At 38.3% G+C, this 26,398-nt stretch carries 29 protein-coding genes, 1 tRNA gene and 1 riboswitch; of the genes, 8 read left to right on the top strand and 22 right to left on the bottom strand.

All coding sequences use genetic code 11. From position 1 onward, the window contains the following. Positions 1-67: 67 nt before the first annotated feature. From UXI14_RS05485 to UXI14_RS05460, 6 genes are all read right to left on the bottom strand, one after another. On the bottom strand, positions 68-1,054 hold the full coding sequence (locus UXI14_RS05485) for a WG repeat-containing protein (RefSeq protein ID WP_335965242.1): 987 nt from the start codon (positions 1,052-1,054) through the stop codon (positions 68-70). Positions 1,055-1,246: 192 nt separating this feature from the next. Continuing rightward, positions 1,247-1,516 (bottom strand): hypothetical protein, encoded by a 270-nt coding sequence (locus UXI14_RS05480; RefSeq protein ID WP_335965241.1) that lies wholly within the window; start codon positions 1,514-1,516, stop codon positions 1,247-1,249. Between the two features lie 12 nt (positions 1,517-1,528). Further along, entirely contained in the window at positions 1,529-1,915 is a 387-nt protein-coding gene (locus UXI14_RS05475; protein ID WP_335965240.1) for a hypothetical protein, read from the bottom strand. Between the two features lie 8 nt (positions 1,916-1,923). Next, the gene (locus UXI14_RS05470; protein WP_335965239.1) at positions 1,924-2,190 is read right to left on the bottom strand and encodes a hypothetical protein; all 267 of its coding nucleotides are present in this window, start codon (positions 2,188-2,190) and stop codon (positions 1,924-1,926) included. A gap of 6 nt (positions 2,191-2,196) precedes the next feature. After that, on the bottom strand, positions 2,197-2,595 hold the full coding sequence (locus tag UXI14_RS05465; protein ID WP_335965238.1) for a hypothetical protein: 399 nt from the start codon (positions 2,593-2,595) through the stop codon (positions 2,197-2,199). Between the two features lie 6 nt (positions 2,596-2,601). Then, positions 2,602-3,075, bottom strand: coding sequence for a hypothetical protein (locus UXI14_RS05460; RefSeq protein WP_335965236.1), 474 nt, complete (start codon positions 3,073-3,075; stop codon positions 2,602-2,604). Between the two features lie 163 nt (positions 3,076-3,238). On the opposite strand from UXI14_RS05460, the gene UXI14_RS05455 reads away from it, so the two are divergent. Next, positions 3,239-3,487, top strand: coding sequence for a helix-turn-helix transcriptional regulator (locus UXI14_RS05455; RefSeq protein ID WP_335965235.1), 249 nt, complete (start codon positions 3,239-3,241; stop codon positions 3,485-3,487). Positions 3,488-3,876: 389 nt separating this feature from the next. On the opposite strand, the gene UXI14_RS05450 is transcribed toward UXI14_RS05455, so the two are convergent. Next, positions 3,877-3,950 (bottom strand) — tRNA-Ala (locus UXI14_RS05450). Between the two features lie 56 nt (positions 3,951-4,006). After that, positions 4,007-4,801: a universal stress protein gene (locus tag UXI14_RS05445; protein ID WP_335965234.1), complete on the bottom strand. Its 795-nt coding sequence runs from the start codon at positions 4,799-4,801 to the stop codon at positions 4,007-4,009. A gap of 105 nt (positions 4,802-4,906) precedes the next feature. On the opposite strand from UXI14_RS05445, the gene UXI14_RS05440 reads away from it, so the two are divergent. From UXI14_RS05440 to UXI14_RS05430, 3 genes are all read left to right on the top strand, one after another. After that, positions 4,907-6,232: an MATE family efflux transporter gene (locus tag UXI14_RS05440; RefSeq protein ID WP_277899975.1), complete on the top strand. Its 1,326-nt coding sequence runs from the start codon at positions 4,907-4,909 to the stop codon at positions 6,230-6,232. A gap of 176 nt (positions 6,233-6,408) precedes the next feature. After that, positions 6,409-6,528 carry a type II toxin-antitoxin system ParD family antitoxin gene (locus UXI14_RS05435; protein ID WP_335965245.1) on the top strand — a complete coding sequence of 40 codons (120 nt, stop codon included), beginning with the start codon at positions 6,409-6,411 and terminating at the stop codon, positions 6,526-6,528. Positions 6,529-6,884: 356 nt separating this feature from the next. Further along, complete coding sequence (locus tag UXI14_RS05430; RefSeq protein ID WP_335965232.1) at positions 6,885-7,652, top strand: enoyl-CoA hydratase/isomerase family protein; 768 nt, start codon at positions 6,885-6,887, stop codon at positions 7,650-7,652. Between the two features lie 54 nt (positions 7,653-7,706). On the opposite strand, the gene UXI14_RS05425 is transcribed toward UXI14_RS05430, so the two are convergent. From UXI14_RS05425 to UXI14_RS05370, 12 genes are all read right to left on the bottom strand, one after another. Then, positions 7,707-8,054 (bottom strand): hypothetical protein, encoded by a 348-nt coding sequence (locus tag UXI14_RS05425; protein WP_335965231.1) that lies wholly within the window; start codon positions 8,052-8,054, stop codon positions 7,707-7,709. 117 nt (positions 8,055-8,171) lie between these two features. Further along, positions 8,172-9,287, bottom strand: a complete 1,116-nt coding sequence (gene thiH, locus UXI14_RS05420) for a 2-iminoacetate synthase ThiH (RefSeq protein WP_335965230.1) — start codon at positions 9,285-9,287, stop codon at positions 8,172-8,174. Then, positions 9,280-10,059, bottom strand: a complete 780-nt coding sequence (locus UXI14_RS05415; RefSeq protein ID WP_335965228.1) for a thiazole synthase — start codon at positions 10,057-10,059, stop codon at positions 9,280-9,282. The genes thiH and UXI14_RS05415 overlap by 8 nt, the downstream gene beginning before the upstream one ends. After that, positions 10,049-10,702 (bottom strand): thiamine phosphate synthase, encoded by a 654-nt coding sequence (thiE, locus tag UXI14_RS05410; RefSeq protein WP_335965227.1) that lies wholly within the window; start codon positions 10,700-10,702, stop codon positions 10,049-10,051. Before thiE ends, UXI14_RS05415 begins: the two co-directional genes overlap by 11 nt. Next, positions 10,693-11,460, bottom strand: coding sequence for a hydroxymethylpyrimidine/phosphomethylpyrimidine kinase (locus tag UXI14_RS05405; protein ID WP_335965226.1), 768 nt, complete (start codon positions 11,458-11,460; stop codon positions 10,693-10,695). Before UXI14_RS05405 ends, thiE begins: the two co-directional genes overlap by 10 nt. Then, positions 11,441-12,037, bottom strand: a complete 597-nt coding sequence (locus UXI14_RS05400) for a thiamine phosphate synthase (protein WP_335965225.1) — start codon at positions 12,035-12,037, stop codon at positions 11,441-11,443. Before UXI14_RS05400 ends, UXI14_RS05405 begins: the two co-directional genes overlap by 20 nt. A gap of 58 nt (positions 12,038-12,095) precedes the next feature. Further along, positions 12,096-13,958: a phosphomethylpyrimidine synthase ThiC gene (thiC, locus tag UXI14_RS05395; protein WP_277899983.1), complete on the bottom strand. Its 1,863-nt coding sequence runs from the start codon at positions 13,956-13,958 to the stop codon at positions 12,096-12,098. A 160-nt stretch (positions 13,959-14,118) separates the two neighbouring features. Further along, positions 14,119-14,319, bottom strand: a complete 201-nt coding sequence (thiS, locus tag UXI14_RS05390; RefSeq protein WP_277899984.1) for a sulfur carrier protein ThiS — start codon at positions 14,317-14,319, stop codon at positions 14,119-14,121. A gap of 119 nt (positions 14,320-14,438) precedes the next feature. Then, positions 14,439-14,533, bottom strand: a riboswitch (TPP riboswitch). A gap of 102 nt (positions 14,534-14,635) precedes the next feature. Then, positions 14,636-15,280, bottom strand: a complete 645-nt coding sequence (locus UXI14_RS05385) for a 2OG-Fe(II) oxygenase (RefSeq protein ID WP_335965223.1) — start codon at positions 15,278-15,280, stop codon at positions 14,636-14,638. A 108-nt stretch (positions 15,281-15,388) separates the two neighbouring features. Then, the gene (locus UXI14_RS05380) at positions 15,389-18,109 is read right to left on the bottom strand and encodes a glycoside hydrolase family 3 C-terminal domain-containing protein (protein WP_335965222.1); all 2,721 of its coding nucleotides are present in this window, start codon (positions 18,107-18,109) and stop codon (positions 15,389-15,391) included. Beyond that, complete coding sequence (locus UXI14_RS05375) at positions 18,075-19,712, bottom strand: glycoside hydrolase 43 family protein (protein WP_335965220.1); 1,638 nt, start codon at positions 19,710-19,712, stop codon at positions 18,075-18,077. The genes UXI14_RS05380 and UXI14_RS05375 overlap by 35 nt, the downstream gene beginning before the upstream one ends. Before the next feature lie 14 nt (positions 19,713-19,726). Next, complete coding sequence (locus tag UXI14_RS05370) at positions 19,727-21,124, bottom strand: glycoside hydrolase family 28 protein (RefSeq protein WP_335965219.1); 1,398 nt, start codon at positions 21,122-21,124, stop codon at positions 19,727-19,729. A 254-nt stretch (positions 21,125-21,378) separates the two neighbouring features. Here UXI14_RS05370 and UXI14_RS05365 point away from each other — a divergent pair, with 254 nt between their 5' ends. From UXI14_RS05365 to UXI14_RS05350, 4 genes are all read left to right on the top strand, one after another. Continuing rightward, complete coding sequence (locus UXI14_RS05365; RefSeq protein WP_277899989.1) at positions 21,379-21,843, top strand: 6-carboxytetrahydropterin synthase; 465 nt, start codon at positions 21,379-21,381, stop codon at positions 21,841-21,843. A 73-nt stretch (positions 21,844-21,916) separates the two neighbouring features. Then, complete coding sequence (locus UXI14_RS05360) at positions 21,917-22,681, top strand: UDP-2,3-diacylglucosamine diphosphatase (protein ID WP_277899990.1); 765 nt, start codon at positions 21,917-21,919, stop codon at positions 22,679-22,681. After that, positions 22,665-23,540 (top strand): alpha/beta hydrolase, encoded by an 876-nt coding sequence (locus tag UXI14_RS05355; RefSeq protein WP_335965218.1) that lies wholly within the window; start codon positions 22,665-22,667, stop codon positions 23,538-23,540. Before UXI14_RS05360 ends, UXI14_RS05355 begins: the two co-directional genes overlap by 17 nt. 69 nt (positions 23,541-23,609) lie before the next feature. Further along, a complete protein-coding gene (locus tag UXI14_RS05350; RefSeq protein WP_335965217.1) occupies positions 23,610-24,671 on the top strand; it encodes a transporter substrate-binding domain-containing protein in 1,062 nt (353 codons plus the stop codon). Here the strand turns inward: UXI14_RS05350 and UXI14_RS05345 are convergent. Together UXI14_RS05345 and UXI14_RS05340 are read right to left on the bottom strand one after the other, a co-directional pair. Continuing rightward, entirely contained in the window at positions 24,668-25,885 is a 1,218-nt protein-coding gene (locus UXI14_RS05345) for a bifunctional alpha/beta hydrolase/OsmC family protein (protein WP_335965216.1), read from the bottom strand. The two genes, UXI14_RS05350 and UXI14_RS05345, sit on opposite strands and share 4 nt — an antisense overlap. Continuing rightward, on the bottom strand, positions 25,860-26,396 hold the full coding sequence (locus tag UXI14_RS05340) for a peptide-methionine (S)-S-oxide reductase (protein WP_335965215.1): 537 nt from the start codon (positions 26,394-26,396) through the stop codon (positions 25,860-25,862). The genes UXI14_RS05345 and UXI14_RS05340 overlap by 26 nt, the downstream gene beginning before the upstream one ends. Positions 26,397-26,398 lie beyond the last annotated feature (2 nt).

Raw genomic sequence — 26,398 nt, 5'->3', positions numbered from 1 at the left:
CGCAGGTGCCAAATAATTGTTCCATGCTCAAATAATTAATATAAAATAGGCGTTAGAAGTTATTGTGTTAATTAACTAAATTCTCCGAAATGTATTTAATGCATGTTCTTTTGTTAGGGAATAATAGAATTTCATTATTTTTCATATACATGTAATATTTTTCATTGAGAATATTTTTATAGATAGTGAACTCTAAACCTTTTTCATTATTTTCAATTATGAACTCATCATATGACCCCATTTTTAATGAAAAACCACTTTTTATATATGTTGTTTCAAAATTTATAATATTTCTATCTTCGAAGGCTTGTTTTTGTTCTTTATTCAAAGTTATTTCATCTCCTTCTTTGTTGATGAAAATAAAACGATTATATAATTTTACTTTTGTTATTCCATTGTAAAAACTTCTAGCGTCATCATATTCAATAGGTATTATAACATTTCCCTCTTCATCTATGTAACCAAATTTTCCATTCTTCCTTACAACTGCAACTCCTTCTGAAAAATCTTCAGCATATTCATATTGACATGGAATTATTAAATTGTCACTCATATCAATAAAACCGTAATTCTCATTTTCATCCCAAACTTTTGCAAGACCTTCAATAAAATCGCCTATTTGATTAAACTTTAAACTCCTGATATGTTCTTCACGTTCATTTTTTCTTTTGATGGTATTCTTTAGTAGATCAATCTTCTTTTCAAATTCTTCTTTAGTAAGAATATTAGAATTTAATAACTCTTTAAGTTGTCGGTACTCTTTAGTTTCTTTTAAAACATGTTCAAATTTTGATTCTTCAATTATATTAACCTTAGTACTGTATTCGACTTCAGATATAATTCCTTTTTTCTTTAAGTTAAGTAAGGAACTTTTGCTATCAATCGGCATAGTGTGTTGTTCTTCTTGTTTGTGTTGATTGTTCAAATTTACAACACGCTCTTTTCTTTTATTTGAGATATACTGGAATAGCATTAAAAAGATGGCTAAAATCACACCCGCCATAATTGAAGCACCTATATCTCTTGATAGAAGAAAAATTACTTGTAGAATCATATTTTGAAATTTGATGGTTAATTATTTTCTTGATTTCAAATAATCATAAATCAAGTAACCAACGAAAAATGCTCCAATTAAAGCTGTAAAAGGATGATCCCATATTGAATCTCCCCCTCTATCAACTCTTGAATCACTTAAAGCACTAGATTGAAGTATAATAATTAAATAATTCATTACATTATGGTGTTATTATGGGTTATGTTGAAAGACATAATTTTCACATTCGTTTTCAGTGCCTGAAAAAACCTTTTTATCTCTTAGGTCGTTAGGTGATTTCGAAACATAATAAGTTTTTCCAAAAGTTTGGCTAAACTCATAATCTAAATATACATTAGAAAATTTACCCTCATTTTTTTGGGTTTGATTAATTATATCATTTAAATTATGTTGTTTTGGTCTTGCAGGAACTAAACTCCAGTACAGAAAAATTATTACTATAATAATTATTACAATTGTCATATCATTATTGTTTTAAAATAAGAGTTTATGCTCATAAGCAGCAATGTCGTCTTCAATTTCATTAATCATTTCTTCTTGAGATTGAAATTCTGGGAAAGTCCAGTCAAGCCTGTGACGTCCGTACCCTGTGCTATGATGCGACCAAAAAACACTTACACTTTCAAACCCATGTCTTATTGAAAACTCTGTTCTTACTCCAGGTTCTATTACTGCCATTGTTATAGAATCTGTATTTAGCTTCTGAGTTTCCATTTTGGGATGAGATGATAATAAATATGCTATTAAAGTTCCATATTTATGTTTGACACCTCCTTGCTTTGCTACCCTAATATTTTCTTCTTTTTTGCTGCTTACAAAGAGAAAAATTATAATAGCTATTATTACTAAGACCCATGTCATATATTACTCTATTTTAAGTATTTGTTTTTAACTTTATCAATAGCTAAGTCTATTGTGGCTTCCGTTTCCATTTCAGATAAAGAGAAATAAATACTTAAATTACTTGCATCCTGAATTGAAGCTTTTTTTAAATTTGCTATTATACCGAGCACTAAAACTCCAGCCATTGGATTATTTAAATCAATAGGTGTTTCTTTAATAGCCTTCTTTACCTCTGCTTCATATTCTCGAAATAATATTTCCACAGGACTCTTACTCTTTTTTTTAAAAAACATTATGCTTTACTGTTTTGTATAAATTATTAAACTATCTCCAGTTTCAATCTTATTACTGGAAACTTTATAAAACGAAAATCTCTGACTATTAATTCCTTGGTCAATAGTGAAAGAGTATTCGGTTTCAGTTATAATTTCATCCACAATTGGAGTGTTACCAGCACTTTGGCTTGCCTCCAAGAGTTCTTTAAAATTAGTTCGTAATTGATTTTCTCCTATAATAGAAATAAAATTATCAGAAGTGAATTCATATCCACCAACTACAACTTCATTATCAATATACAACCAAGTTCCTTGTATCCATTTTGGAGGGTTAAATAAGTTACTGTTATTGTTATTATCGTCTGATGAACTACAAGAGTATATTATTAATAGTAAAATAAATAATAGTGTTCTTTTTTTCATGGTAGGTTAGTTTTGTCTAGTAAAGTCTGTGAACTCATATTTAATTGAACTGTCATTAGAGATGTGTATTTTTATTCTCATTACGTCATTATTTTCTTTGAAAGTTATAATAGGTCGACTGTCGTTAAAAGAATCATATGGATTAATTTCTTTCCAATAAAATGAGATTTGTCCATCTTCAAACTCTATCCAATTTCGGTCATTATTTGAATTATATAAAGTGCATTGGTTGCTATCATTAGCTTTATAATAGTCTATAATAAGAGTGCCATCTTTGTTGATGTTCCAAATTTCAGTACAGTCAGGATTATAGTATTTTGTAATTTCTTCTTCTCCATCCGTATATATTTTTCCCTTTTTAGAAACTTTCCATGTCCCTGTCATTATATCTGATGTTTTAATAGAAGCTAGGTCTTCAGAATCTGATGAACATGAAAGTATAAATGTTAGAATAAAGAATAGTAATAGATGTTTTTTCATTGAATAGTATGGTTTTGTAGTTGGTAAAAGTATTGGGTCTGGATTGTACTTCCTTACGGATTTCCTCAATCTAAACACTTATATAAAGCAATAATAGTAAATTTCAATCAAATACCCCTTTAATGTGTCCGATTGTTTTTTTGATTAACCTCACTTTTAACCTGTGTTTAATGAAGAAGAAATACAGGTTCTTAAAAAGGTTGGGGAAAATATAAGGCTTCTCCGAATAGAGAGAGATTTGTCTCAATTTGACCTAGCTAGCGAAGCGGGAATTCCAAAAAATCAAATAGGAAGGATCGAGAGAGCAGAAATCAACACAACTATACTAACACTTCATAAAATTGCTAATGCTTTAAAAGTAGATACAACATTATTATTAGGTATAAATTCGCTTAATAATGAAAGCTTATGAAGTCAAATGGAACATTCTTCTATTCAATAGTTTAATACTATAAAAATTAACAAATTTTATAATGTGTATTCTTATAAAGAATGACAAGGGCTAATTAGATAAAGCTATAGAGGTGTTTTACCTCACACCCCAATCCTCAAATAGTGATTATTGATTTTAAATTTCACTCTCATATAAAATTATTCTTTACTTTATTGAAAATAAGATACATACATACTTTCAATCTATAAAGAATACATATAATACGATATACTAATTTACGAAAGTTGTTAATAGTATGAACATAACAAAAATTAGTTAAAAAATATTTAATCATACTAAAATCGTACATATTTAAAAACAAAAAACCTATAATCACTTCATAGTAAAGCAATTACAGGTTTTGTTTGTGGAGCATATCGGAGTCGAACCGATGACCTCTACACTGCCAGTGTAGCGCTCTAGCCAGCTGAGCTAATGCCCCAAATTATTTTTTTGCCATTTTCTTCCGGTGGCAAATATAATGTTTTTTTGCAATTTCTACTTTTTAACGCTTAAAACCAGTAAAGGTATTGAGCAACGAAATTCGCGCTTCAAAATTATATTTTTTTCCCATAACTTGGTAAAAAAACCGCGTTTTCTTCTAAAAACTATTAAAATGTCCGGCTGGTTTTCCTGAAAATGCTCTAGCACCCCCTCAAAAGTAGTAGTGTTTTCAGTGGTTTGCAGACCATTGCTTAATTTTTCTAATGTTGGATTTATCTCTAAATCTTCTGCTGTATAGCTTGGCGTTTTTACCAATAAGAGGTTTAAATTCAATTTAAATTTATCTTTTAAAAGCACTAATGGGTCTAAAATGGCATCTCGTTTAACAATTCCTGACTTAAAGGCAACCAAACCGGTCTTATAAGGCTTAAATGTATTTCCCTCGGGTACAATTAATGTAGGAATGTTTGTTTTTTTAACAATGCTGCCCGATGTTTGCCCCAAATATACTTCTTCGCGTATGTCAATGGTTTTAGGTTCTAAAATAATTAAATCTATTCCATATTGGTTGTCTACCGCCTTAACCCCGTCCAAAACATCACCATTATATGCGGCCTTGGTTACCGAAACCCCTTTTTTGTCCACCTTACTTAAAATCCCTTCAAGTTGATCTGTGGTAGACTTGGCAACGATATCTTCTATATTAGCAATATTACCAGCCTTATTTATCAAGGTAAATGCCTGCATTATGTAGAGCTTGCTCCCAAAAGAACTGGCAAAATCTATAGCATATTGTAATGTTTTTACTGAGTTGGCCGAAGTACCAATGGGAACCAAAATATTTTTCATGGGTGTAGTATTTAATGTTTGATTGTTAAATGCTTTATTTTGCATTTAAATTTACATAAAATTATTTTGTGTTTACACTAAGCTAACATTTCGCTAGACAAATTCATGGAGAAAACCAAAATCAGCTTTAAAGAAATTAATCAATTAGCAGTGCCAGCGATTATAGCAGGCATTGCAGAACCCTTAATATCGCTTACCGATATTGCCATTATAGGAAATGTTGATAAAAACCCGGTCGAGGCCCTTGCTGCCGCCGGAATTGTGGGTTCGTTTCTATCCGCCATTATTTGGATAGTCGCCCAAACCAAAACAGCCATTTCGGCCATTGTTTCGCAACATTTAGGGGCCAACAGGTTGCATGCGGTAAAAACCCTGGTCCCACAGGCCTTGGTTTTTAACTTTTTGCTCAGCCTTGCAATTTATTTTAGCACAGCGTTACTTGCTAAAGAAATTTTTAGCTTATACAATGCCGAAGGGCTTATTTTGCAATACACAGAAGATTATTATACCATCCGGGCCATTGGTTACCCATTAACACTGGTGACTTTTGCAGTTTTTGGGGTTTTTAGGGGTTTGCAAAACACCTTATGGGCCATGAAATGCAGTTTAACGGGCGCATTGGTAAATATTGTTTTAGATTACGCATTAGTATATGGCATAGATGGCCTGCTTCCGGCTATGCATTTAAAAGGTGCAGGTTATGCAAGCGTGATGGCACAATTGGTTATGCTCATCATGGCATTGTACTTTTACTTTAAAAAAACACCTTTTAATTTAAGACTTCGGTTAAAGGTCAATCCGCAAATGAAAAAGCTCTTATTAATGAGCGCGAATCTTTTTGTGCGGACCGCAGCTCTCAATTTTGCCATTTATCTAGCCAATGCCTACGCTACAGATTATGGCAAAAACTATATCGCGGCACAAAGTATTTTAATGAATATCTGGCTGTTTTTTTCCTTTTTTATAGATGGTTATGCAAACGCCGGAAATGCCCTTTCAGGAAGGTTGTTGGGCGCTAAAGATTACAAGCGGCTTTGGTTTTTAAGTATCGACATTTGTAAATATGCCATTATAATTTCATTTGTTTTAATGTTGGCCTGCGGTTTGTTTTATAATCAAATAGGCCTGCTTTTTAACAAAGAAGTTGCCGTACTTTCACTGTTTTCATCTGTTTTTTGGATGGTACTGCTCATGCAGCCTGTAAATGCCATTGCTTTTATGTTCGACGGTATTTTCAAAGGTCTTGGCGAAGCTTCCTATTTGCGTAACGTCTTATTAGCGGCCACTTTTCTCGGTTTTACCCCAACCTTACTTGTTCTGGATTACCTCGACTGGAAATTATATGCCATTTGGACCGCCTTTTTCGTATGGATGCTTGTTCGCTCCTCGGCACTGGTTATTAAGTTCAGGAGGAAATATGTAAACGCCTAATCCCATTATTAAAAAAATGTCTTGGCCTCTTCTACAAATAGTATTAAGGGCGTTTTGCTAACAGCGGCACGTTGCTTATTAGGCAGAAATTAGTATTATTATGATTTCATACCAATAGTTGGTGCCTTTGAAAAGATTATGGGATTATGGTTAAAAATATCTCTATTTTCTAGGAGATTATTTTTGACAATTTCATCAGCCAACAAATTAAAACGGGAAAATATACTTCCGCAAGTGAAGTTGTAAAGGCAGCACTTATCATAGAACAAAAAAAGGAGAGAAATCAGGTTTTGTAGAAAATTTTTACCGAAAAAAACGCTGGAAAAGCTTACATCAAAAACACCTGACTGAACAATGAGTCATAAAATCAACCAAAAGGGTGATCAGGTAAAAATCACCGGGATTTTGCATCAAATAATAAATAAAAAGGCCCTAGCCAGTATTCGTAACCGTAATGTGGGCGAGCATGCTAAATTTAAACGAACCGAATACTGGCAAACATATCGGCAGAGTTGAAAGTATAGGCTTTGAAATCCCATAATGCGCTTATACCTTCCGTTGGTTTTTCATCCTCAAAAATGAACGGATAAAAATTCCCCAAGCTGGCTTTGATTACTTATTTTTGATATAACAATTGCAAAACATACAAAACATGGGCACCGATCGTCTTGACGGAAGTTTATATACAAAAATTGAAAATAACATTGCAACCATTGAATTTGGCCATCCTGCCAGTAATTCTTTTCCAACGGTATTATTAAATCGTTTGGCCCATGAATTTGAAAAACTTTCTGAGAATAAGAACGTACATGTGATAATCCTTAAAAGCGAAGGCAAAAAAGCCTTTTGTGCCGGAGCTTCTTTTGATGAATTGGTTGCCATTTCCAACGAAGCAGAAGGAAAACGGTTTTTTAGCGGGTTTGCCAAGGTAATCAACTCCATGCGGCTTTGTAAAAAATTAATTGTCGGCCGCATTCAGGGGAAAACCGTTGGTGGAGGGGTTGGCTTAATTGCCGCCTGCGACTATGCCATTGCTACCGAAGCCGCCGCCATTAAACTTTCTGAGCTTACCATTGGCATTGGTCCTTTTGTTATCGCCCCCGCCATAGAACGCAAAATGGGCATTGCTGCCCTAGCCGAGCTTTCGTTGGCCGCTACCGAATGGAAAAATGCATACTGGGCAAAAGAAAGAGGGTTGTATGCCAAAGTTTTTGAATCCCTTACCGATGTTGATGAAGAAATTGATATTTTAACGAACAAACTCGCTGCATACAACCCTCAAGCCGTTTTGGCCATGAAAAAAATCATGTGGCAAGGTACCGACCATTGGGAGTCGCTCTTAGAAGAAAGAGCAGAAACATCCGGCCGGCTCGTGCTATCTCCCGAAACCAAAAAAGCCTTAGAAAAATTTAAAAAATAACCACATTGTAAGTTTCCAAAAAGCACCGATACAATTAGGCCATTCAAGCTTATTTTAATAACTAATTTCCTCTTCGGCAATAGCCCTCGTTACATTGGCAGTAATCAACGGAAAACTAACAAAGAAATTACGCCCATCTTTTCTTTTTAAGGTGGCCATTTGTTCCCCTTCATGGTTTGTCGTTAGTTTTGTAACTACTACTTCGTTATTGTGTACCGTTTTATAGTCGGGCACTCCGCCTCTTTTTATAATTATATTCTTTTTTGGCAACTCTATGTGTTGAAATGTCGCTTCCGGAATACTGTTAATCTTTAAAACATCCCCTAACTTAATTTCCTTATCCTGCGCTTGGGCTAAAAATGCAAAAAATGAGAATACTGCAATAAATAGTCTTTTTTTCATAACTTTTTTGTTTATATGTTAATATACGCTCGATATATTATCAAATATAAATAAAAAGCTGCATTTTTTTAAGTACAAAATTCTTAAATATTTGCTAAATCGTTCCGTAAAAAAGTTTTATTTTGCCCAATTATTCTCCCAATCTTTCCATACGACATCAATCCCTTGATTCCGTAGCATGGTTGCTATTTCTTCGGTTGGCCGTTCATCGGATATTTCAAATTGGTCTAACGACTGTTTATCGACTACATACCCCCCCGGATTGGTTTTAGACTCGGCACTCATGGATGTAATCCCCAAGTTTACAATATGGTCCCTGAATTTTTCATTTTCCCTTGTTGAAATTGATAATTCCACATCTTCGTCAAACAACCGGTAAGCGCATATTAACTGCACCAAATCCCGGTCGGTCATTGCTACTTTTGGTTCCAATCCCCCCGAAAAAGGTCGTAAACGAGGAAAAGAGATTGAAAATTTAGTTCGCCAATATGTTTTTTTAAGATACGACAAATGCAATGCCGTGAAAAAACTGTCGGCCCGCCAATCCTCCAGCCCAAATAAAGCCCCGAGCCCTATTTTATGGACTCCGGCCCGCCCCAATCGGTCGGGCGTTTCCAACCGATAGAAAAAGTTTGATTTTTTCCCCTTCGGATGATGTTTTTTATATTCCATTTCATGATATGTTTCCTGATATACCAAAACGGCATACAGGCCTTCATCAATCAACAATTCATATTCATCTTGATCCAAAGGCTGCACTTCGATGCTTATGTTCGAAAAATGGTTTCGTATTAATTGAATGGCGTTTTTTAAATACGAAACCCCAACGGTTGCATTTGCCTCTCCCGTAACCAGTAAAATATGGTCAAATCCCTTGTTTTTTATGTAACCCACTTCTTTTAATATTTCAGCATCTGTTAATGTACGGCGCGGGATTTTGTTGGTAAAGCTAAAACCGCAATAGGTGCATATATTTTGGCATTCATTGCTTAAATACATGGGCGCGAACATTTGCATGGTGTTCCCAAAACGTTTTTTTGTGATTATACTGCTTTTTTGTGCCATTTCTTCCAGAAAAGGCTTGGCCGCCGGAGCTATCAATGCCTTTAAATCTTCCTGGCTTGGCTTGGGTTTTTCCAGGGCGCGAATTACATCGTTGGAAGTTTTGTCCATAATGCTTTCCAAAACATGGGCCCATGGATATTTCTCAAAGGTATCTCTAAAACTACTCATATAAAAAACTGGTTAATGGGCTACTGGCTTCTGCTTTCGCCTGAATGTTTGCCAAGCTTGCCAAATATGCTTCCCGTCCTGCTTTTACGCCTTTTTTAAATGCTTTTGCCATGCCAATGGGATTATTAGAAACCGCTATGGCCGTATTTACCAAAACGGCATCGGCTCCCATTTCCATGGCAGCAGCCGCATGAGACGGTGCCCCAATGCCCGCGTCGACAATAACGGGAACTGTACTTTGTGCTATAATAATTTCCAGAAAATCGAACGTCTTCAACCCCTTGTTGGTCCCAATTGGTGCTCCCAAAGGCATTACACATTGCACGCCTATATCTTCCAACCTTTTGCACAAAACGGGGTCGGCATGTATATATGGCATTACCACAAAACCTTTTTTTACCAATTTTTCGGTGGCTTTTAATGTTTCAACCGGGTCGGGTAATAAATAATTAGGGTCTGGGTGAATTTCTAACTTTACCCAATTTGTTTCCAAGGCCTCCCGTGCCAATTCGGCCGCGAAAACAGCTTCTTTTGCATTTCGTACCCCCGAGGTATTCGGCAATAAATTAAGGTGCTTGTTTTGCAAACCATTTAGCAGGCCATCTTCTTCATTTTGGGCATCCACCCTTTTTAAAGCCACGGTTACCAGCTCACTACCGCTTGCCTTTATGGCCCCTTTCATCATGTTGGCCGAACTAAACTTTCCAGTCCCTACAAATAGACGCGATTGAAATTTTTTATCGGCTATTTTCAAATAATCTTCATTTTGCATAATTCATGGGTGTTTTTTTGCGCATTCGTGCGTGAATAGTATTAATTTTTTCTTCAAGGTTTGCTGTGTTGGTCAACCAACCGGACATGGCAACGCCATATACCCCTGTTTCTTTTAATAGATTTAAATCGGTTTGCAATATTCCGCCTATCGCAATTATTGGAATGTTGTGTTTTTTTAATCGTAATGCTACAATTATGTTATGATATCCATCAATTCCGAGAATCGGACTTAAGCTTTTCTTTGTCTCCGTAAACCTAAAAGGGCCCAAACCGATATAATTCACTCCTTTATCAATTAAGTCCCTACAATCTTTCTTGGTATTGGCCGTTCCACCAATAATTTTTTCGGGGCCCAATAATTTTCTCGCCAGCAAAGGGCAACTGTCTTCTTTTCCTAAGTGAACACCGTCTACATCCAGCTCTTTGGCTATTTCCAGATAATCGTTTAATATAAGCTTAACCCCATATGCTTCGCAAATGGACTTGGCTATTAAGGTCGTTTTTAATATGGTGGGCGGTGATTCGTTTTTTAAACGCAATTGCACCCATTTTACTCCGCTTTCACAAACATTTTTTATGTTTTGAATGTGTTCTTTTGGCGTTTTTCCTTGCGATATATAATGTAACTTGGCTATTTCCATAAATGGTAACCTAATTTGGTGGTATTCGACATTAAAATGCTTTCTGTATACTGTTTTGCCTTTTTATAAGCTTCATGAAGTGGCAAACCCAGCGCTAAATAGGTTGTAATTGCCGATGACAGCACACAGCCACTCCCATGCTTTTCGTACATTTTTCCTATTGATGATGGGAATAAAACCGAGTTTTCCTTTCCTTTTTCATATAAAACGTCTTTTCCCTTTTCTGCTGGATGATGTCCTCCTTTGAGTAATATATTTGTATGAACCATGAAAGCTTTAATAGTTCTTTCCATTGAAAATAAAGGACGTAATTGCTCAATTTCTTCATAATTGGGCGTTAACAATGTGATTTTTTTTACTGTTTCTTCTGATAAAAAATCCCCTGCTTGCTGAAACCGATGTCCGCTTGTTGATTTTAACACCGGGTCCAATACTATTTTTGTGTTGGAATTGTACTTTTTTATCATGTCGAGCAATTCATTTAACAGTTTTTCATTTTGAACAATTCCAATCTTAACAGCCTTGATTTTATAAGCTTTTAATAATACTTGTAACTGAAATTTTATCGTTTCGGGATTCGTCCATTCGCATTGATAAAAGCCTTCGTCCGTTTGAACGGTATTGGCGGTACAAACCCCTAAACCATACGCCTTGATGGCTTCAATGGTTTTAATATCTGCCAACAATCCAGCCCCGGCAGAGGGGTCGAATCCGGCTATCGACAATACAAAAGGCCTTTTATCCATATACCTCATCATATTCATTTTTTAACGACAGAAAAGCATTTACCGGATTTGAGGCGTTCCATACGCTGCCCAAAACAGCAATGCCTCCGTATCCTAATTTTTTGGTCTCTTGTATGTTCTTTTCCGTTACCCCGCCCAGGGCAATTGGTTTTTGTTGTAAAGAACTCACATCCCATTCCATACCATGGTAATTTTCTTTTGAAACAGAATTAAAAACAGGGCTCAAAAATGCATACTCGAATTTTTGAGATAACATTTTGTATTCCCCCAACTGATGAAATCCGGAGCTTTTACACTTATTTTCTTGTTGAAAATACCGAGTGTACCTATCTAAATCTTTTATTTCGCCACGCTGTTTTTCTTTTATATGAATGCCTTTCAAATTAAATTCCAACGCCAATTCATGATGCTGATGAAGCATACATCGATTATGGAAATTCTCATTGATGTCCGTAATCCATTTATGCAATTCTCCTTTAGTCATTTTAGGCTTCCGGACATGCAGGCAATTTAACCCGGCAACAAACAGTTTGTTTATAGTTTTAGCCTCGTTTTTTAAGTTACTTTCGGGTGTTATTACAATAAACATGTTTGACAGCTTTATTAAATTATAGTATTCATGTATCGGGGTTATAAACATTTCATCGTTATAGGTATACTTCGCTTCCCTTTTCTTTAAACTCTTCGGCCTTTTTCTTCATTCCTTCTTCTATGGCTTCTTGAGTATCTAGACCATTTTCTTTGGCATAGTTTCGCACATCTTGAGTAATCTTCATGGAGCAAAAATTAGGACCGCACATCGAGCAGAAATGAGCTACCTTTGCATTGTCCGAAGGCAGGGTTTCATCGTGATATGCACGTGCCGTATCGGGGTCTAATGCCAAATTAAATTGGTCTTCCCAACGGAACTCGAAACGTGCCTTGCTCATGGCATCGTCGCGGTGTTGGGCTCCGGGATGACCTTTTGCCAAATCGGCGGCATGTGCTGCAATTTTATAGGTAATTACACCTTGTTTTACATCTTCTTTATTAGGCAGCCCCAAATGTTCCTTTGGCGTAACATAGCATAGCATGGCACAACCGTACCAACCAATCATTGCGGCACCTATACCGCTTGTAATATGGTCGTAACCGGGAGCGATATCGGTTGTTAAAGGCCCCAATGTATAAAAGGGTGCCTCGCCACATTCTCTTAACTGCTTATCCATGTTTTCCTTAATCATGTGCATTGGTATATGGCCGGGGCCTTCAATAATGGTTTGCACATCGTATTTCCATGCAATTTTTGTAAGCTCGCCAAGTGTTTCCAGTTCGGCAAACTGTGCATAATCGTTTGCATCGGCTATGCTTCCCGGACGCAGGCCATCGCCTAGGGAAAAGGAAACATCGTAGGCTTTCATGATTTCGCAGATTTCTTCAAAATGCGTGTACAAAAAGTTTTCTTTATGATGTGCCAAGCACCATTTTGCCATAATAGACCCCCCGCGTGATACAATCCCGGTTACACGTTTGGCCGTATGCGGTACATAAGCCAAGCGAACCCCGGCATGAATGGTAAAATAATCAACCCCTTGTTCGGCCTGTTCGATCAAGGTATCCCTAAAAATCTCCCATGTTAAATTTTCGGCTTTTCCGTTTACCTTCTCCAATGCCTGATAAATGGGAACCGTTCCTATGGGCACGGGCGAATTGCGCAAAATCCACTCGCGGGTTTCATGAATGTTTTTTCCAGTAGAAAGGTCCATAATGGTATCTGCTCCCCAACGGCACGCCCAAACGGCTTTTTCTACTTCTTCTTCAATGGATGATGTTACGGCTGAGTTCCCGATATTGGCATTTATTTTTACCAGAAAATTTCTACCAATAATCATCGGTTCGCTTTCCGGGTGGTTGATGTTGCACGGAATAACGGCCCGGCCACTTGCTACTTCCTGACGCACAAATTCTGGCGTGATCTCTTTAGGAATGGCGGCCCCAAAGCTCTCTCCGGGATGTTGCCCGGCAATGGCTTTGGCCTCTTGCAGTTTTTGGTTTTCACGAATGGCTATAAATTCCATTTCGGGGGTAATGATCCCTTTTTTGGCATAATGCATTTGGGTAACATTTTGCCCTTTTTTGGCCTTGAAAGGATTTTTAAGGTGTTGAAACCGTAGTTCGTCCAAATTCTCATTGTTCAGGCGTTCGTTTCCATAAGAAGAAGTAAGCCCGTCGAGCTGTTCAACATCGCCCCGTGCTGCTATCCATTGTTCGCGAATGGGCTGCAAGCCTTTTTTCACGTCTATTTGTATGTTCGGGTCTGTATATGGGCCGCTGGTATCGTATACCAATACCGGATCGTTTTTTTCGCGTGTTCCGTTAAATTTATCTACGGTATCGTCTAATTGTATTTGCCGCATGGGCACTTTTACCCCTTTATGGATGTTTCCGTATACATATATTTTGTTGGAATTAGGAAAAGGAGCCCTGCTTATGGTATTGTTGGGTGTGGTGTTTTGGGTTTTAGGATTCATGTTCTTGTAATTTATTTTTCTAAATAATTGTTTTTTAGGTAAAGCCCGATTGATGGAACGGGCAGGGATAGCAGCGGTATCCCTCGACGATAAATGTCGGGGATACAGCGGATAGCCAGGCCGGAATGCAATGAAGGGCCCGCCCGATAAAACTTCAGTATTATCCGCCTTGGGTTGCTTTAATAATTAATATATTGGCATTATTTGTAATGGTTTCCTGCCACTTTGCTTTTGGCACGACTTGGTTGTTTATGGCCACGGCAATGCCATTTGGGGAAACTTGCAGTTGCTCCAGCAATTCCTGTGTATTGATGCCCTGTGAAAATGTGTGCTTGGTGCTGTTTACGTTTACAGTAATCATTTTTTTATGTTTTTCTGTAAACTTTAGGAGGGGAACTCCCTGAAAAGTAGATTGAATAGGTTACAAGTGCCGTAAGCAGCCTTGTCCCCAAAACATACTATTTGGAAATGGTATGTCGCTTAAATATTTCAACTTTTCCCTTCGCTCGTATTAACGAGATCAGGTTCCGAGGGTTTTATCTCAGCCGGCTTTCACGGCACCCCTAAAGTTTATGTTGTGATAAAGGTATGTATTTTGTTTGAGGATGCAAAGCGATTATTCGACAAAAGGGACATTGCTTTGAAATTTCGTGCGTCATTAAATATTGACCTAAACATTACCTTGTTTTTAACCAGCCCGTAATGCTATACCGTTCTGCGGCCAATACGGTCTTTACTTCATGCTCTAAGAGCTGGCTTTCAAAAATAACAACGCGCCCGGGCAGTGGATACAAACTTTTGGCTGCTTCCACACCGTTTTTTTCCTGATAGATTACCAGTTCGCCGCCATTTTCGTTTTTCCAATATTCGTCGTTGAGATAACAAACAAAAGATAGTTTCCTACGGTCATCGTTCTGGAAAGTATCCAAATGACGTTTGTAAAAGGTGCCTTCGGGATAGACGGCATAATGAAATTCTTTGTGCAAAATACCCAAAAAGCAGGTTTTGTTAAGGTAATGTGTCATATGGTTTATTTTGTGGAAGAAGCGTGTCTCGGCCGCGTTGGCTTTTTGCTCGTCGATCCATAAAACAAAGTCGCCACGGATGGATTTTATAATCTGTTCGTCAAACTTATTGCCTATGGCCGCTTTTTTAAACCGGTCCTCCTCGTATTTGGCCATCAGGGAATTGCGCAGCAACACAACCTCTACATCTGTAAAGAAGTTGTCTATAACGCTGTATTGCTGCTCCAAAAGATCGTTTATAATACGCTCGTACAACGGATCTTCCACAAATTCAAGTTGATCGAACAACTCACTCATATGCTGCTCATTAAAAAGTGCGCAAATATAGCTTTTAATTTGAATGGTTATTTGTTAAATAATGGAGCTATTAACCATTTTATAAACCCTTATGCACAAACAAGCAATTTAGTAAGCCACCGGTATGCTTTTGCCCTTTACTTCAATACGCTTTAAAATTGTTTGGGTGGTATTTGCATCTTGGCCGCATGTAAAACCGGGTTGTCTCCCTCCGACACTGATGGTAAACCAACCAGGCTCGATAACCAACCTGTCCTCGTTATTTATCATGGACAACTGCCTTGGCTGAATGGTAAACTCCACTTTTTGCTTACCTCCTTTTTTTAGGTGAATCCTTTTAAAGCCAATTAATTGACGGATTGGACGCTTTGTTGAGGCTTCTTCATCGGTAAGGTATAACTGTACCACTTCGTCTCCATCATAATTACCTGTGTTAGTAACTTCAACAGAAACAGGGATCGGTTTATTTATTTCAATTTCCGTGGGAAGTTTACATGATGAATATTCAAACTTGGTATAGCTAAGCCCGTACCCAAATGGATATAGCGGTTCTTTGTTGAAATACTTATAAGTTCGTCCCTGCATGTTGTAATCTTCAAACGGGGGCAAGTCGTCAACCGATTTGTAATAAGTAACCGGAAGCCTTCCCGCGGGGTTGTAATCGCCAAAGAGTACATCTGCAATGGCATCGCCCCCTTCCTGACCGGGATATCCCGCCGACAAAATTGCCGGAACATTTGCCGATGCCCAGTTAATCGACAAGGCACTTCCGTTAAGCAATACCAATACAACGGGTTTTCCAGTGGCAACTATGGCCTGCATGAGCTCTATTTGTCCTTTTGGCAAATTAAGATCGGTCCGGTCGCCACCGGAAAACCCTTCAACTGCTACCTTCATTTCTTCGCCTTCCAAGCGTTCGTTAAGCCCTAAAGCGAGGATTACCACATCGGCATCTTTGGCTATTTCGGTTGCTTTTTTTAATTGATTTTCCTTTGGCATGCTCCAAAGCATTTTAGCGGTAGCATCGCCATAATAATTGTTGTATTTTACTTCAATTTTATATTTTTTCCCTTTTTCCATTACCATTTCTTTAGGGTCTATAACCGCACGGTGCTCGTGATTTCCCCCACCTTTAACCTCATTGGCAATGGTAAACTCCATAAAAGGTTTGCCCCAATCACTAAAGTAATAGGTTCCAGTTTTTGGGGGAGTGATGTATCCTGTCCAGCGAACGCTGTAATTTCCTATTTTTAAGCGCGGGTCGGGTGTTTCAATATCCCATTGAAAGTTAATCGTGCTGTCTATTTTAGTAAAAAGTGGTGTTCCTTTCCATTCCGTATCGTTGTAATATTGAGCGGTAAGCCCTTGTTTACCATCTTTTGTTGAAAGGTATTTTGACGGAATGGCTTCCATGGAGGGTATTCCTTTTGCTAATTCGCAACCTTCTTCATATAAAATAGTTGTTTGGGAGCCCAATTTATTTTTAATTCCCTGCAAAACCGTTACCGGGCTTTTTGGTATGCCGTTGTAATTTCCCCAAAGCGACTGTACATTAGCTGCATTCGGGCCAATCACCGCTACTTTTTTTACTTCTTTTGAAAAAGGCAAAAGATTGTTTTTGTTTTTTAGAAGAACAATGCTTTCCCGGGCGGCTTTTTTTGCCAAATCGTTATGTTCGGGACTGTTGTTATCCGAAAAGGGAATTTGTGCATAAGGAACTTTTTCATCGGGATCAAACATCCCCAGTTTTAAGCGTGCCCGCATCAACCGGCGAAGGGCAGTGGTTAATTCTGCTTCATTTATAAGCCCGTTTTTAACAGCATCGGTTAATTTTTCATAAGAATTGCCGCAGTTTAGGTCGCAACCCTCTTTAACGGCCATTGCCGAGGCTTCCATAGCATCTTTTGCTACACCGTGTGTTTTCCACATATCGTAAATAGCGCCACAATCTGACACCACATAACCATCAAAGCCCCATTTATTCCTTAAAATATCAAACAGTGTGTCGCTGGCACTGGCCGCTTCTCCATAAACACGGTTGTAGGCCGTCATGACCGAATATACGTTGCCCTCTTTTACCAACGAACGGAAGGCGGGCAAATACGTTTCCCACAAATCTTTTTGTGTGGGCATTACGTCAAACTCATGGCGTAAAGGTTCGGGGCCGGAATGTACAGCGAAATGCTTGGCAGTTGCCACCACTTTTAGATATTTCTGGTCGTCGCCTTGCAAGCCCTTTACAAATTGCGTCCCTAATTCTCCGGTGAGATAGGGGTCTTCTCCATATGTTTCATGGCCCCGACCCCATCTTGGATCGCGAAAAATATTGATGTTGGGCGACCAAAAAGTAAGCCCCTGATAAATTTCCCGTTGGCCCCTGCGTATGTATTCATGATGTTTTGCTCGGGCTTCATCAGAAATTGCCGAAGCAACCGCAAAAATTAAATCTTTGTCCCAAGAAGCGGCAATGGTTATGGACTGCGGAAAAACAGTAGCGTACCCAGCCCTTGCCACTCCGTGCAACGATTCGTTCCACCAATTGTATTTGGGTATCTCCAAACGTTCAATTGCAGGTGCCCTGAACAGTAATTGGTTAATTTTTTCCTCAACCGTGAGGCGTTCCATTAAATCGTCTAAACGTTCTTCTTCCGATAATTCAGTGTTTTGAAAAGGATAGTTTTGTGCATTGCTTAAATTAACAACCGTTATTAGCAATAAAGACAAAAAAGATTTTGCAAGGGTCTGGTTTTTCATTTTGGTCGGTGTTTGTTCTACACTTAAATAAAGCGTTAAATTACTCAGAAATTCTGAACCAATCAAAATCTGCATAGCCTCCGCGTTTTGCCTTTTGTGTACTTATGCTAAAAAGGCCCACTTTAGTACCAATCCACTTACCGGGTTGTGCTTTAAAAGGTTTCCCTATTGCTTTAAATTTTTTACCATTTTCGCTATAACTAAATTGGCATGTGGCATCTGGAGCCTTTACAGTAACCTTAAAATATATTTCGTTGCTTTTGATGCGCGCTTTAGCAATTATTTTTTCGTCGTTTCCATTGATGGCCTCCAAAGCTTCGGTTTGTGCAATAAAAAACCCATCTTTATCCGAAGCAATTGTTAGCGTTGCATAATCCATTCCCATGATGATGAGCCCTGCACTTTTACCAGATGTGGCTTCCTCCGGGAAAAGCTTCACCTTTGTTGTCGCAGAAAAGTTATTTGCAGGAAATTTTTGAAGCAAGAGATTGGGAACCATCCAAAGGTTTCTGCTTTCTTCGGGTACTTTTATGCAGAACAGCCGTAAATAATCGGTGTTTCGAAGTTGTACGCTCCATAATACATTTGGATTGGCCTGCCATTGCCATTGAAGGCCCAATTTATCTGTGCTAAATTCATCGGTTTCAGTAGGAGAGACCATTGGATATGTTTTTCCAACCATTGGCTTTGTATGTTTCGTTACCGGTTCGCCAACACCATTTCCATCGTAATCTTCGCCCATTACCGGCCAGTTGTTTTTCCAGCTCATGGGTTGTAAGTGCACTATTCTTCCATAAGCGTCAACATCTTGAAAATGATAAAACCAAGAGGCTCCTGCTGGCGTTTCTACCCAAGCTCCTTGATGCGGACCGTTAATTTTTGTGCTTCCCTGTTCCAGCACCACTTTTTCTTCATAAGGTCCAAAAATGTCTTTTGACCTTAAAACAAGTTGCCATCCCGTGGCTACGCCCCCAGCGGGCGCAAAAATGTAGTAATACCCGTTTCGTTTGTAAAATTTAGCGCCTTCAACCGTTGGGTTTGCGTCGTGGCCATCGAAAACGTGCTTTCCTTTATCCAGTATTTTGGTTCCTTCGGAGTTCATTTCATGCACGGTCAACAAACTTTTTACCCCGGCACGGCTCCCTGCCCAGGCATGTACCAAATAGGCTTTCCCGTTGTCGTCCCAAAGCGGACTGGGGTCAATGGCTCCTTTGGCTTCCATTACCAAGACCGGCTCATCCCATTTACCAAACGGGTCTTTGGTTTTTACCATGTAAATTCCGAAATCGGGATCGCCCCAATAAATATAAATTTCATTGTTATGATAACGGATGCTCGGTGCCCAAACGCCGTTTCCATGTTGGGGAATTTTAAAATGATCAACAGGAATTTGCTCCCGAAGTGCGTAATTAATAAGTTCCCAATTTACCATGTCTTTTGAATGAAGTATGGGAAGTCCCGGGGCACAGTTAAAACTGGAAGCCGTCATGTAATAATCATTGCCAACACGCACCACGTCCGGATCTGAATAATCGGCATGTAAAATAGGGTTTTTGTAGGTTCCATCACCTTGATCGGCTACCCAGACATCGGATTTGTACAAATCGGTATTCTGTGCATAAGACCATTGAAATACAACGCCCGTTAGAAAAAGTGTTTTTAAAATTTTGCCAAGCATTTTTTTGAATGTTTTCAGTATTTCGCTCCGTTGATGGTTGTATTTGTAAACTGAATAGGCTCTGAATGTTCCATAAGCATTGGCATTTTTGCCTTTTTGATGGTAACGTTTTTAAAAGTGATGTTTTTTACGGGGTTTGCTTCGCGCCCACGGATTAAAATTCCATATTTTCCTCCGTTATCAACCTTAACATCTTCAATATGTATATTTTTAATGCTCGGCATGTAATTCCCTTCTTGGTTGGCATAAATTCCATAATGGGTATTTATTTTTAAAAATGCTTCTTTTACCTGTCCAACTTCAACATTCTTTACAAAAACATTCTCCACAAACCCACCACGAAGCGTATTGGTTTTAATACGGATGGCACGTTCCAGGTTCGGGCTGTCCATTTTACAGTTCCTCACATACACATTACGTACCCCGGCAGAAATTTCGCTTCCCATTACAACTCCTCCGTGACCGTCTTTCATTTCGCAATTTTCAACTACAATATTTTCGCTTGGGATATTTACCCGCCTTCCATCATCGTTTCTTCCCGATTTTATAGCGATACAATCATCGCCCGTATCAAACAAACAATTTTTTATATATACATTCTTGCTGTATTCGGGATCGCAACCATCGTTATTGGGTCCATGACTGCTTACGGTAACGCCATCAACAGTAATGTTTGTTGATTTTATGGGGTGCATTACCCAAAAAGGTGCATTGGTAAAAGTTACGCCTTGTACCAAAATGTTTTCGCATTCAAAGGGTTCAAAAAATGTAGGACGCAAATGATGTCCTTCGCCAAAAACACGTTCTGCAACCGGGGTTCCGGCTTCATTCATTTTGCGTAAAGTTGGCAAATTAATGGAATCCTTTTGTTGAGGCGTTCCTTCTTTATGTCCGTAACGCTCGGCTCCACACCAAGGCCACCAATTTTTTTTACCTGCTTGCCCGTTAAAAGCTCCTTTTCCGGTCACGGCAATATTTTTTTGTTTGTAGGCATAGATAAGCGGGGAATAGTTCATGAGTTCCACCCCTTCGTAAGAAGTATGCACCACCGGTAAATATGCCTTTTTATCTTTGGTAAAAAGTACCTCGGCCCCTTCTTCCAAATGTAAATTTATATTGCTTTTTAGGTGAATGGGTCCCGTAAGGTATTTTCCTTTGGGAATAATTACCTTTCCGCCACCGGCATTGGTGCATGCCTTGATAGCTTCTTTTATGGCATTGGTATTATCGGTTTTCCCATCGTTTACGGCACCAAAATCTTTAATGTTGAAAGTTTTATCGGGAAATTCAGGAACAATAATCCCTTCAATAATTTTAGCAACAGGGTCTTCTTGGGCAATTTCTTTTTTCGATTCTTCTTTACATGAAAAAATCAACAATGTAGTTATAAGGCTTAATAGAAGCTTTTTCATTTTGGCTGTTTTATGGTGTGCTTAATGCAATCGATTACACAAATATATTCACTTGGAGCATATTTACAAATTTTAGGGTTGCTTTTTTATGGTTTCATAAAATAAAAGAAGGGAAATCCATAAAATCTCATTCTTGAGTAGCAAGCCTGTGGGTTTTAATAAAGTTTGCTTCAAAAATTATAATAAGGAGCATCCATTTAAAAACGCATTTTTCCTATATAATTCTCATTATCTTTGTAAAAATTTTCCTGGAGATGAGTACAATAAGAATTACCAAACAGTTCAGTTTTGAAACCGGCCATGCCCTTTATGGTTACGACGGAAAATGCAGGAATGTGCATGGGCATAGTTACAAATTGTCTGTAACCGTAATTGGAACACCCATTACCGACACTTCGCACGTAAAATTGGGGATGGTAATCGATTTTGGTGATTTAAAAAAAATCGTGAAAGAAGATATTGTCGATGTTTTTGATCATGCCACGGTTTTTAACAAAAACACACCACATGTAGAATTGGCCAAAGAATTATCTGGGCGGGGGCACAACGTTATTTTAGTGGATTATCAACCCACCAGTGAAAACATGGTGATTGATTTTGCAAAAAAAATTCAAAAAAAACTTCCCCAACATATCAAATTACATTCGCTAAAATTGCAGGAAACTGAAACCTCTTTTGCCGAATGGTATGCCAGCGACAATGAACATGAACCCATTTAAGTTTTTTCAACCTCCCCGATGAACATCGTTCTGAAAACTATTTATTTTATCTTTACACCTTTAAACAAAATTGATGAACATTCCCGAGGGTAAAAAAATATATTTTGCTTCCGACAATCATTTAGGGGCACCAGACCATAAAGAAAGTTTGGTTCGTGAAAAAAAATTTGTGGCGTGGCTCGACCATGTAAAAGAAGATGCAGCCGCCATTTTTTTATTAGGGGATTTGTTCGACTTCTGGTTTGAATACAAAAGCGTTGTTCCCAAAGGGTTTACAAGAACCTTAGGGAAACTGGCAGAAATTACCGATGCCGGTATTCCGGTTTATTATTTTGTAGGAAATCACGATTTGTGGATGAACGGTTATTTTGAAGAAGAACTCCATATCCCCGTATACCATAAACCACAAGAATATACCTTTAACAACAAAACCTTTCTTATCGGCCACGGAGATGGACTGGGGCCAGGAGATAAAGGTTATAAACGGATGAAAAAAGTATTTACCAATCCTGTGGCAAAATGGTTTTTTAGGTGGCTCCATCCTGATCTGGGAGTAAAACTAGCACAATATCTGTCGGTAAAAAACAAATTGATTTCCGGCGATGAAGATATTAAGTTTTTAGGGGAAGAAAATGAATGGCTTGTACAATACTGCAAGCGAAAGCTTGAAAACAGACACCGCAATTATTTTGTTTTTGGGCACAGGCACCTTCCTTTGGAAATAACTTTAGCAAACAACAGCAAATATTTTAATTTAGGTGATTGGATTTCTTATTACACCTATGCCGTTTTTGATGGAAATGAGATGCAACTTTTAAAATATGAAGACGTACAATAAAAAGCGCTTTTATAAAAAGAAATGGTTCCTTTTCTTTTTGGTGCTCTGCATTATATGTGTTTTTCTTCAATTTTTCCTTCAATTTAGAACTTCAGACAAACAAACGCTTAAAATTTTTAAAAAGGCCCGTGTGCCCGTTTCCATAAAATATTTTAACGTCAAGGCCACAAATTGCTCCATACGGGCCATAGAAACTTCAGAAAAGAAAAAAAACACGGTATTATTTGTACATGGCGCCCCGGGGTCGGCCGATGCTTTTTATAATTACCTAAAAGACCCAACACTTCTTAAAAATGCAGAAATAGTAACTTTCGACCGTCCGGGTTATGGGTATTCCGATTTTGGGAAGGCGCATCCATCAATAATAAAACAGGCCATGGCCGTTAGCGAACTTATTGATTCCCTGCATTTAAAAAATGTAATTTTGGTCGGGCATTCTTATGGTGCTCCTGTGGCGGCTTATGCTACTTTAAAAAACAAAGACATAAAAGGACTGGTTATGCTTTCCCCGGCAATAGCCCCCGATAAAGAAATCTATTTTTGGGTAGGCAATCTGGCCAGGTGGCGGGCTACAAGATGGTTGGTCCCGCCCGCTTTTGTAGTCTCTGCTGATGAAAAATATACACATGAGGCAGCACTACGGTTAATAGAACCGCAATGGAAAAACCTACAAGTACCAACGGTAATTATACACGGTAAAAAAGATATGTTGGCCTCTTATGAAAATATGACATATGCCAAAGAGCAATTTAAAAATGCCCCTGTAAGAACCATTTCCCTTCCGGAAGAAAATCACTTTATCCCATGGACGAAGCAACAGCTAATTGTCAGGGAAATAGATTCGCTAATCCATCTTTAATTATAGAATAATTAAGATATTTTTCTCCATAAAATGATTTTTATACATTTGAAAAAATCATAAGAAGCTATGCGATTCTCATTTGTACTGTTATTTTTAACTTTTTCCGTAAGTTTATTTTCTCAAAATAGCAATGACAGTATTGTCCGTGTGGGTTATGGAGGATCTGAACCGTTTGTATACTCGGATGATTCGCCAACGGGAATTATTGTCGATCTATGGCGTGAATTAGCATTTAACGAGAACCTGAAGTATAAACTATACCCATATAAAAACATTGATTCTGGCTTGAATGCCGTAAAAAACAATGCTGTCGATGTTTTTATTGGCCCAACTACCATCAATGCCGAGCGTGCAGAGCAGGTTACCTTCTCTCAACCGTATTTTGATACGGAAATGGCCATTTTGGCCCCCGTTCTGGATTTAACCCTCTGGGAGCGTATCCAGCCCTTTTTTAGTAAAACTTTTTTATTCGCCGTGCTAGGATTGCTGTTTGTACTTACAATTGTCGGGGTGCTCTTTTGGTTTGCCGAAGGGAAATATATGGCCGAAGAATATGGAAAAAGCATCGTTAAGGGAATAGGAAACGGTATTTGGCTGGCTATTGTAACCATGACCACCGTTGGTTATGGCGATTATGCCCCTAAAACGGTATTAGGGAGGTTTATAATAGGAAGTTGGATGATTATATCGTTGATTATGGCCACCTCCTTTGTGGCCGGAATTGCAACCACGCTTTCCATTACTTCCAAGGAAGGAAAGACAATTTCCTCGCTTACCCATTTGGAAAATAAAAAAGTTGCCGTACCATCCAATCCAAAATTAATAGACAACATACATATTGTTGGGGGCGAAACCATTGTGGTTAATAACGTTCAAGAAGGGTACGATAAACTAATGGATGGAAATGTCGATGCTTTGGTCTATGACGTTGTTCCGCTTGAACATATTTTTGACAAAGGTGATAAAGAAGAATTCCTGCTAAGCAAAAAAGAAATTTTACCCCAACATTACGGGCTGGCCTTTCCCGAAGCCAATGTCCTAAAAAAACAAATCGATATTGAAATTTTAAGGCTTAAAGAAAGTGGGGAAATCAAAAAAATCATAAAAGAATGGATCTATAAGGATTAAACCATATCAGTTTCTATTACAATGTCGTTCAGCAATGTTTTGTGCACGGGGCATTTTGAAGAGATCTCCTTTAACCTGGCTTTTTGGGTTTCGTCCAGGTTTCCAATGAGTTTTATTTTTTTTGAAAGATGATCCATTCTGCCCGACCTGTCTCCTTTTATCATTAAATCCTCGCTGTGCTTCTTGGCATATGTTATGTATACAAAAACTTCCTGGAGGTCCCATTTTTTTCTTTCGGCATATAGCTTTAAGGTCATGGCCGTACACGAGGCCAAGGCCGCACTTAAAAAATCGTATGGGGCAGGGCCAAAATCGTCACCCCCCACACTTTTGGGCTCATCGGCCAGAAAGGCGTGGGTTCGGGTTTGCATATTGGTGGTAAAATTGTCTTCCTTTAGGTTTAAATGGGCTACCAACTGTTCTCCATTTCTATCGAGCATACTGTTCTGATGAACATCAAAATACCGTTGTACCCAACAACCAATTACATTTCCGGCATATTCGCTGTCCCTTTTATCCGTTAACAAATGGTCGGCACCGTCTAAACTCACAAAACTTTTAGGGTGCATGGCGCTCATATATATTTCTTCGGCATTAGCTACCCCCACAACCTTATCGAAAGGGGCGTGCATTATTAACAAAGGCTTGCGAAGCGATTTAATGACCGCGGGCAAATCGATGTTGTTAAAGCCTTTTACAAAATCTTGGTCTATTTTAAATGGCCTGCCCCCAATATTTACCTCGACTTGTCCTTTATCTTGAATCGCTTCAAGTTGGTGCGAAAACAGGTTTTTTGCATGCATTACGGAGGCCGGAGCACCAATGGTGGCCACAGCCTTGATATTATCCAATCGGGATGCCGCCACGAGAACCGCAGTCCCGCCCAATGAATGTCCAACCATCAAGGAAGGTGCTTGGTATTGTTTGGCCATATAATTGTTTACCGCTATAAGGTCCTCAATATTTGCAGAAAAGGAGCTTTCTGCAAATGCTCCTTCGCTTTGCCCCAAACCGGTAAAATCAAAACGAACTACGCCAAACCCGTGGTTTGTCAATGACCTGCTTACGTTTTTTACAGCGGTTAAATTGCTGTTGCACGTAAAACAATGCGCAAATATGGCATAATAATTAGGTTTTTGGTTGGCCGGCAACTCCAAATAGGCGTTCAATTCGTAGCCCTTGCTATTTTTAATTCTGAATGATGGACTTTTCATTATTGTCTTTATTTACAAGGCTTTGCAACTTTTTATTTGTAAACTGTTCATAGTTGGCCAAAAGCTTTTTTAACTTTGGGTCGATGTAGGTTTTACAAAACGGTTTTTCCGGGTTGGAATAATAATAATTATAAAACATCTCTTCGGAAGGCTTAAAGGTGTTGAATAAAGAAGCTTTCGTTATTATTTTTTCTGAAGAATTATTTTGAAATGCTTCCAGCAAGGCCCTTATTTTATGTTGCTGTTCAACTGAAAAAGCATAGACCGCAGAAACATACTTGTTCCTTTTACTGTGGTTAACTGTACTTTTGTGTGTTTTAAGATGAATTTCTACAAGCGCCTTTAGCGGTATTTGTTCCGGATTGAAATAAACAATTACCGTTTCATAAAATGTGCGCGGGGCTTCTTTTGAAGCTACAAACCCCTGTTCTACTTTCACCACGCCAATCAACGATTGATAAATGGCTTCCATGCACCAATGGCAACTTCCCCCAAAAGCAATTTTTGTCATGG

Origin of the sequence: Galbibacter sp. PAP.153 (assembly GCF_037029175.1) — a bacterium.
Taxonomy (GTDB): Bacteria; Bacteroidota; Bacteroidia; order Flavobacteriales; family Flavobacteriaceae; genus Galbibacter; species Galbibacter pacificus.
This window is presented reverse-complemented; position numbering and strand designations above follow the sequence as displayed.

Excerpts from the sequence above, each read along its gene's own strand:
- thiS (WP_277899984.1), bottom strand. The coding sequence starts at position 14,319 with ATGATTACTGTAAACGTAAACAGCACCAAGCACACATTTTCACAGGGC.
- thiH (WP_335965230.1), bottom strand. The coding sequence starts at position 9,287 with ATGAGTAGTTTTAGAGATACCTTTGAGAAATATCCATGGGCCCATGTT.
- UXI14_RS05475 (WP_335965240.1), bottom strand. The coding sequence starts at position 1,915 with ATGACATGGGTCTTAGTAATAATAGCTATTATAATTTTTCTCTTTGTA.
- UXI14_RS05470 (WP_335965239.1), bottom strand. The coding sequence starts at position 2,190 with ATGTTTTTTAAAAAAAAGAGTAAGAGTCCTGTGGAAATATTATTTCGA.
- UXI14_RS05425 (WP_335965231.1), bottom strand. The coding sequence starts at position 8,054 with ATGAAAAAAAGACTATTTATTGCAGTATTCTCATTTTTTGCATTTTTA.
- UXI14_RS05340 (WP_335965215.1), bottom strand. The coding sequence starts at position 26,396 with ATGACAAAAATTGCTTTTGGGGGAAGTTGCCATTGGTGCATGGAAGCC.
- UXI14_RS05345 (WP_335965216.1), bottom strand. The coding sequence starts at position 25,885 with ATGAAAAGTCCATCATTCAGAATTAAAAATAGCAAGGGCTACGAATTG.
- UXI14_RS05445 (WP_335965234.1), bottom strand. The coding sequence starts at position 4,801 with ATGAAAAATATTTTGGTTCCCATTGGTACTTCGGCCAACTCAGTAAAA.
- UXI14_RS05375 (WP_335965220.1), bottom strand. The coding sequence starts at position 19,712 with ATGCTTGGCAAAATTTTAAAAACACTTTTTCTAACGGGCGTTGTATTT.
- UXI14_RS05480 (WP_335965241.1), bottom strand. The coding sequence starts at position 1,516 with ATGACAATTGTAATAATTATTATAGTAATAATTTTTCTGTACTGGAGT.
- UXI14_RS05350 (WP_335965217.1), top strand. The coding sequence starts at position 23,610 with ATGCGATTCTCATTTGTACTGTTATTTTTAACTTTTTCCGTAAGTTTA.
- UXI14_RS05370 (WP_335965219.1), bottom strand. The coding sequence starts at position 21,124 with ATGAAAAAGCTTCTATTAAGCCTTATAACTACATTGTTGATTTTTTCA.
- UXI14_RS05360 (WP_277899990.1), top strand. The coding sequence starts at position 21,917 with ATGAACATTCCCGAGGGTAAAAAAATATATTTTGCTTCCGACAATCAT.
- UXI14_RS05400 (WP_335965225.1), bottom strand. The coding sequence starts at position 12,037 with ATGTTTATTGTAATAACACCCGAAAGTAACTTAAAAAACGAGGCTAAA.
- UXI14_RS05380 (WP_335965222.1), bottom strand. The coding sequence starts at position 18,109 with ATGCAGATTTTGATTGGTTCAGAATTTCTGAGTAATTTAACGCTTTAT.
- thiE (WP_335965227.1), bottom strand. The coding sequence starts at position 10,702 with ATGGAAATAGCCAAGTTACATTATATATCGCAAGGAAAAACGCCAAAA.
- UXI14_RS05460 (WP_335965236.1), bottom strand. The coding sequence starts at position 3,075 with ATGAAAAAACATCTATTACTATTCTTTATTCTAACATTTATACTTTCA.
- UXI14_RS05365 (WP_277899989.1), top strand. The coding sequence starts at position 21,379 with ATGAGTACAATAAGAATTACCAAACAGTTCAGTTTTGAAACCGGCCAT.
- UXI14_RS05465 (WP_335965238.1), bottom strand. The coding sequence starts at position 2,595 with ATGAAAAAAAGAACACTATTATTTATTTTACTATTAATAATATACTCT.
- UXI14_RS05430 (WP_335965232.1), top strand. The coding sequence starts at position 6,885 with ATGGGCACCGATCGTCTTGACGGAAGTTTATATACAAAAATTGAAAAT.
- UXI14_RS05385 (WP_335965223.1), bottom strand. The coding sequence starts at position 15,280 with ATGAGTGAGTTGTTCGATCAACTTGAATTTGTGGAAGATCCGTTGTAC.
- UXI14_RS05405 (WP_335965226.1), bottom strand. The coding sequence starts at position 11,460 with ATGATGAGGTATATGGATAAAAGGCCTTTTGTATTGTCGATAGCCGGA.
- thiC (WP_277899983.1), bottom strand. The coding sequence starts at position 13,958 with ATGAATCCTAAAACCCAAAACACCACACCCAACAATACCATAAGCAGG.
- UXI14_RS05415 (WP_335965228.1), bottom strand. The coding sequence starts at position 10,059 with ATGCAAAATGAAGATTATTTGAAAATAGCCGATAAAAAATTTCAATCG.
- UXI14_RS05355 (WP_335965218.1), top strand. The coding sequence starts at position 22,665 with ATGAAGACGTACAATAAAAAGCGCTTTTATAAAAAGAAATGGTTCCTT.
- UXI14_RS05485 (WP_335965242.1), bottom strand. The coding sequence starts at position 1,054 with ATGATTCTACAAGTAATTTTTCTTCTATCAAGAGATATAGGTGCTTCA.
- UXI14_RS05440 (WP_277899975.1), top strand. The coding sequence starts at position 4,907 with ATGGAGAAAACCAAAATCAGCTTTAAAGAAATTAATCAATTAGCAGTG.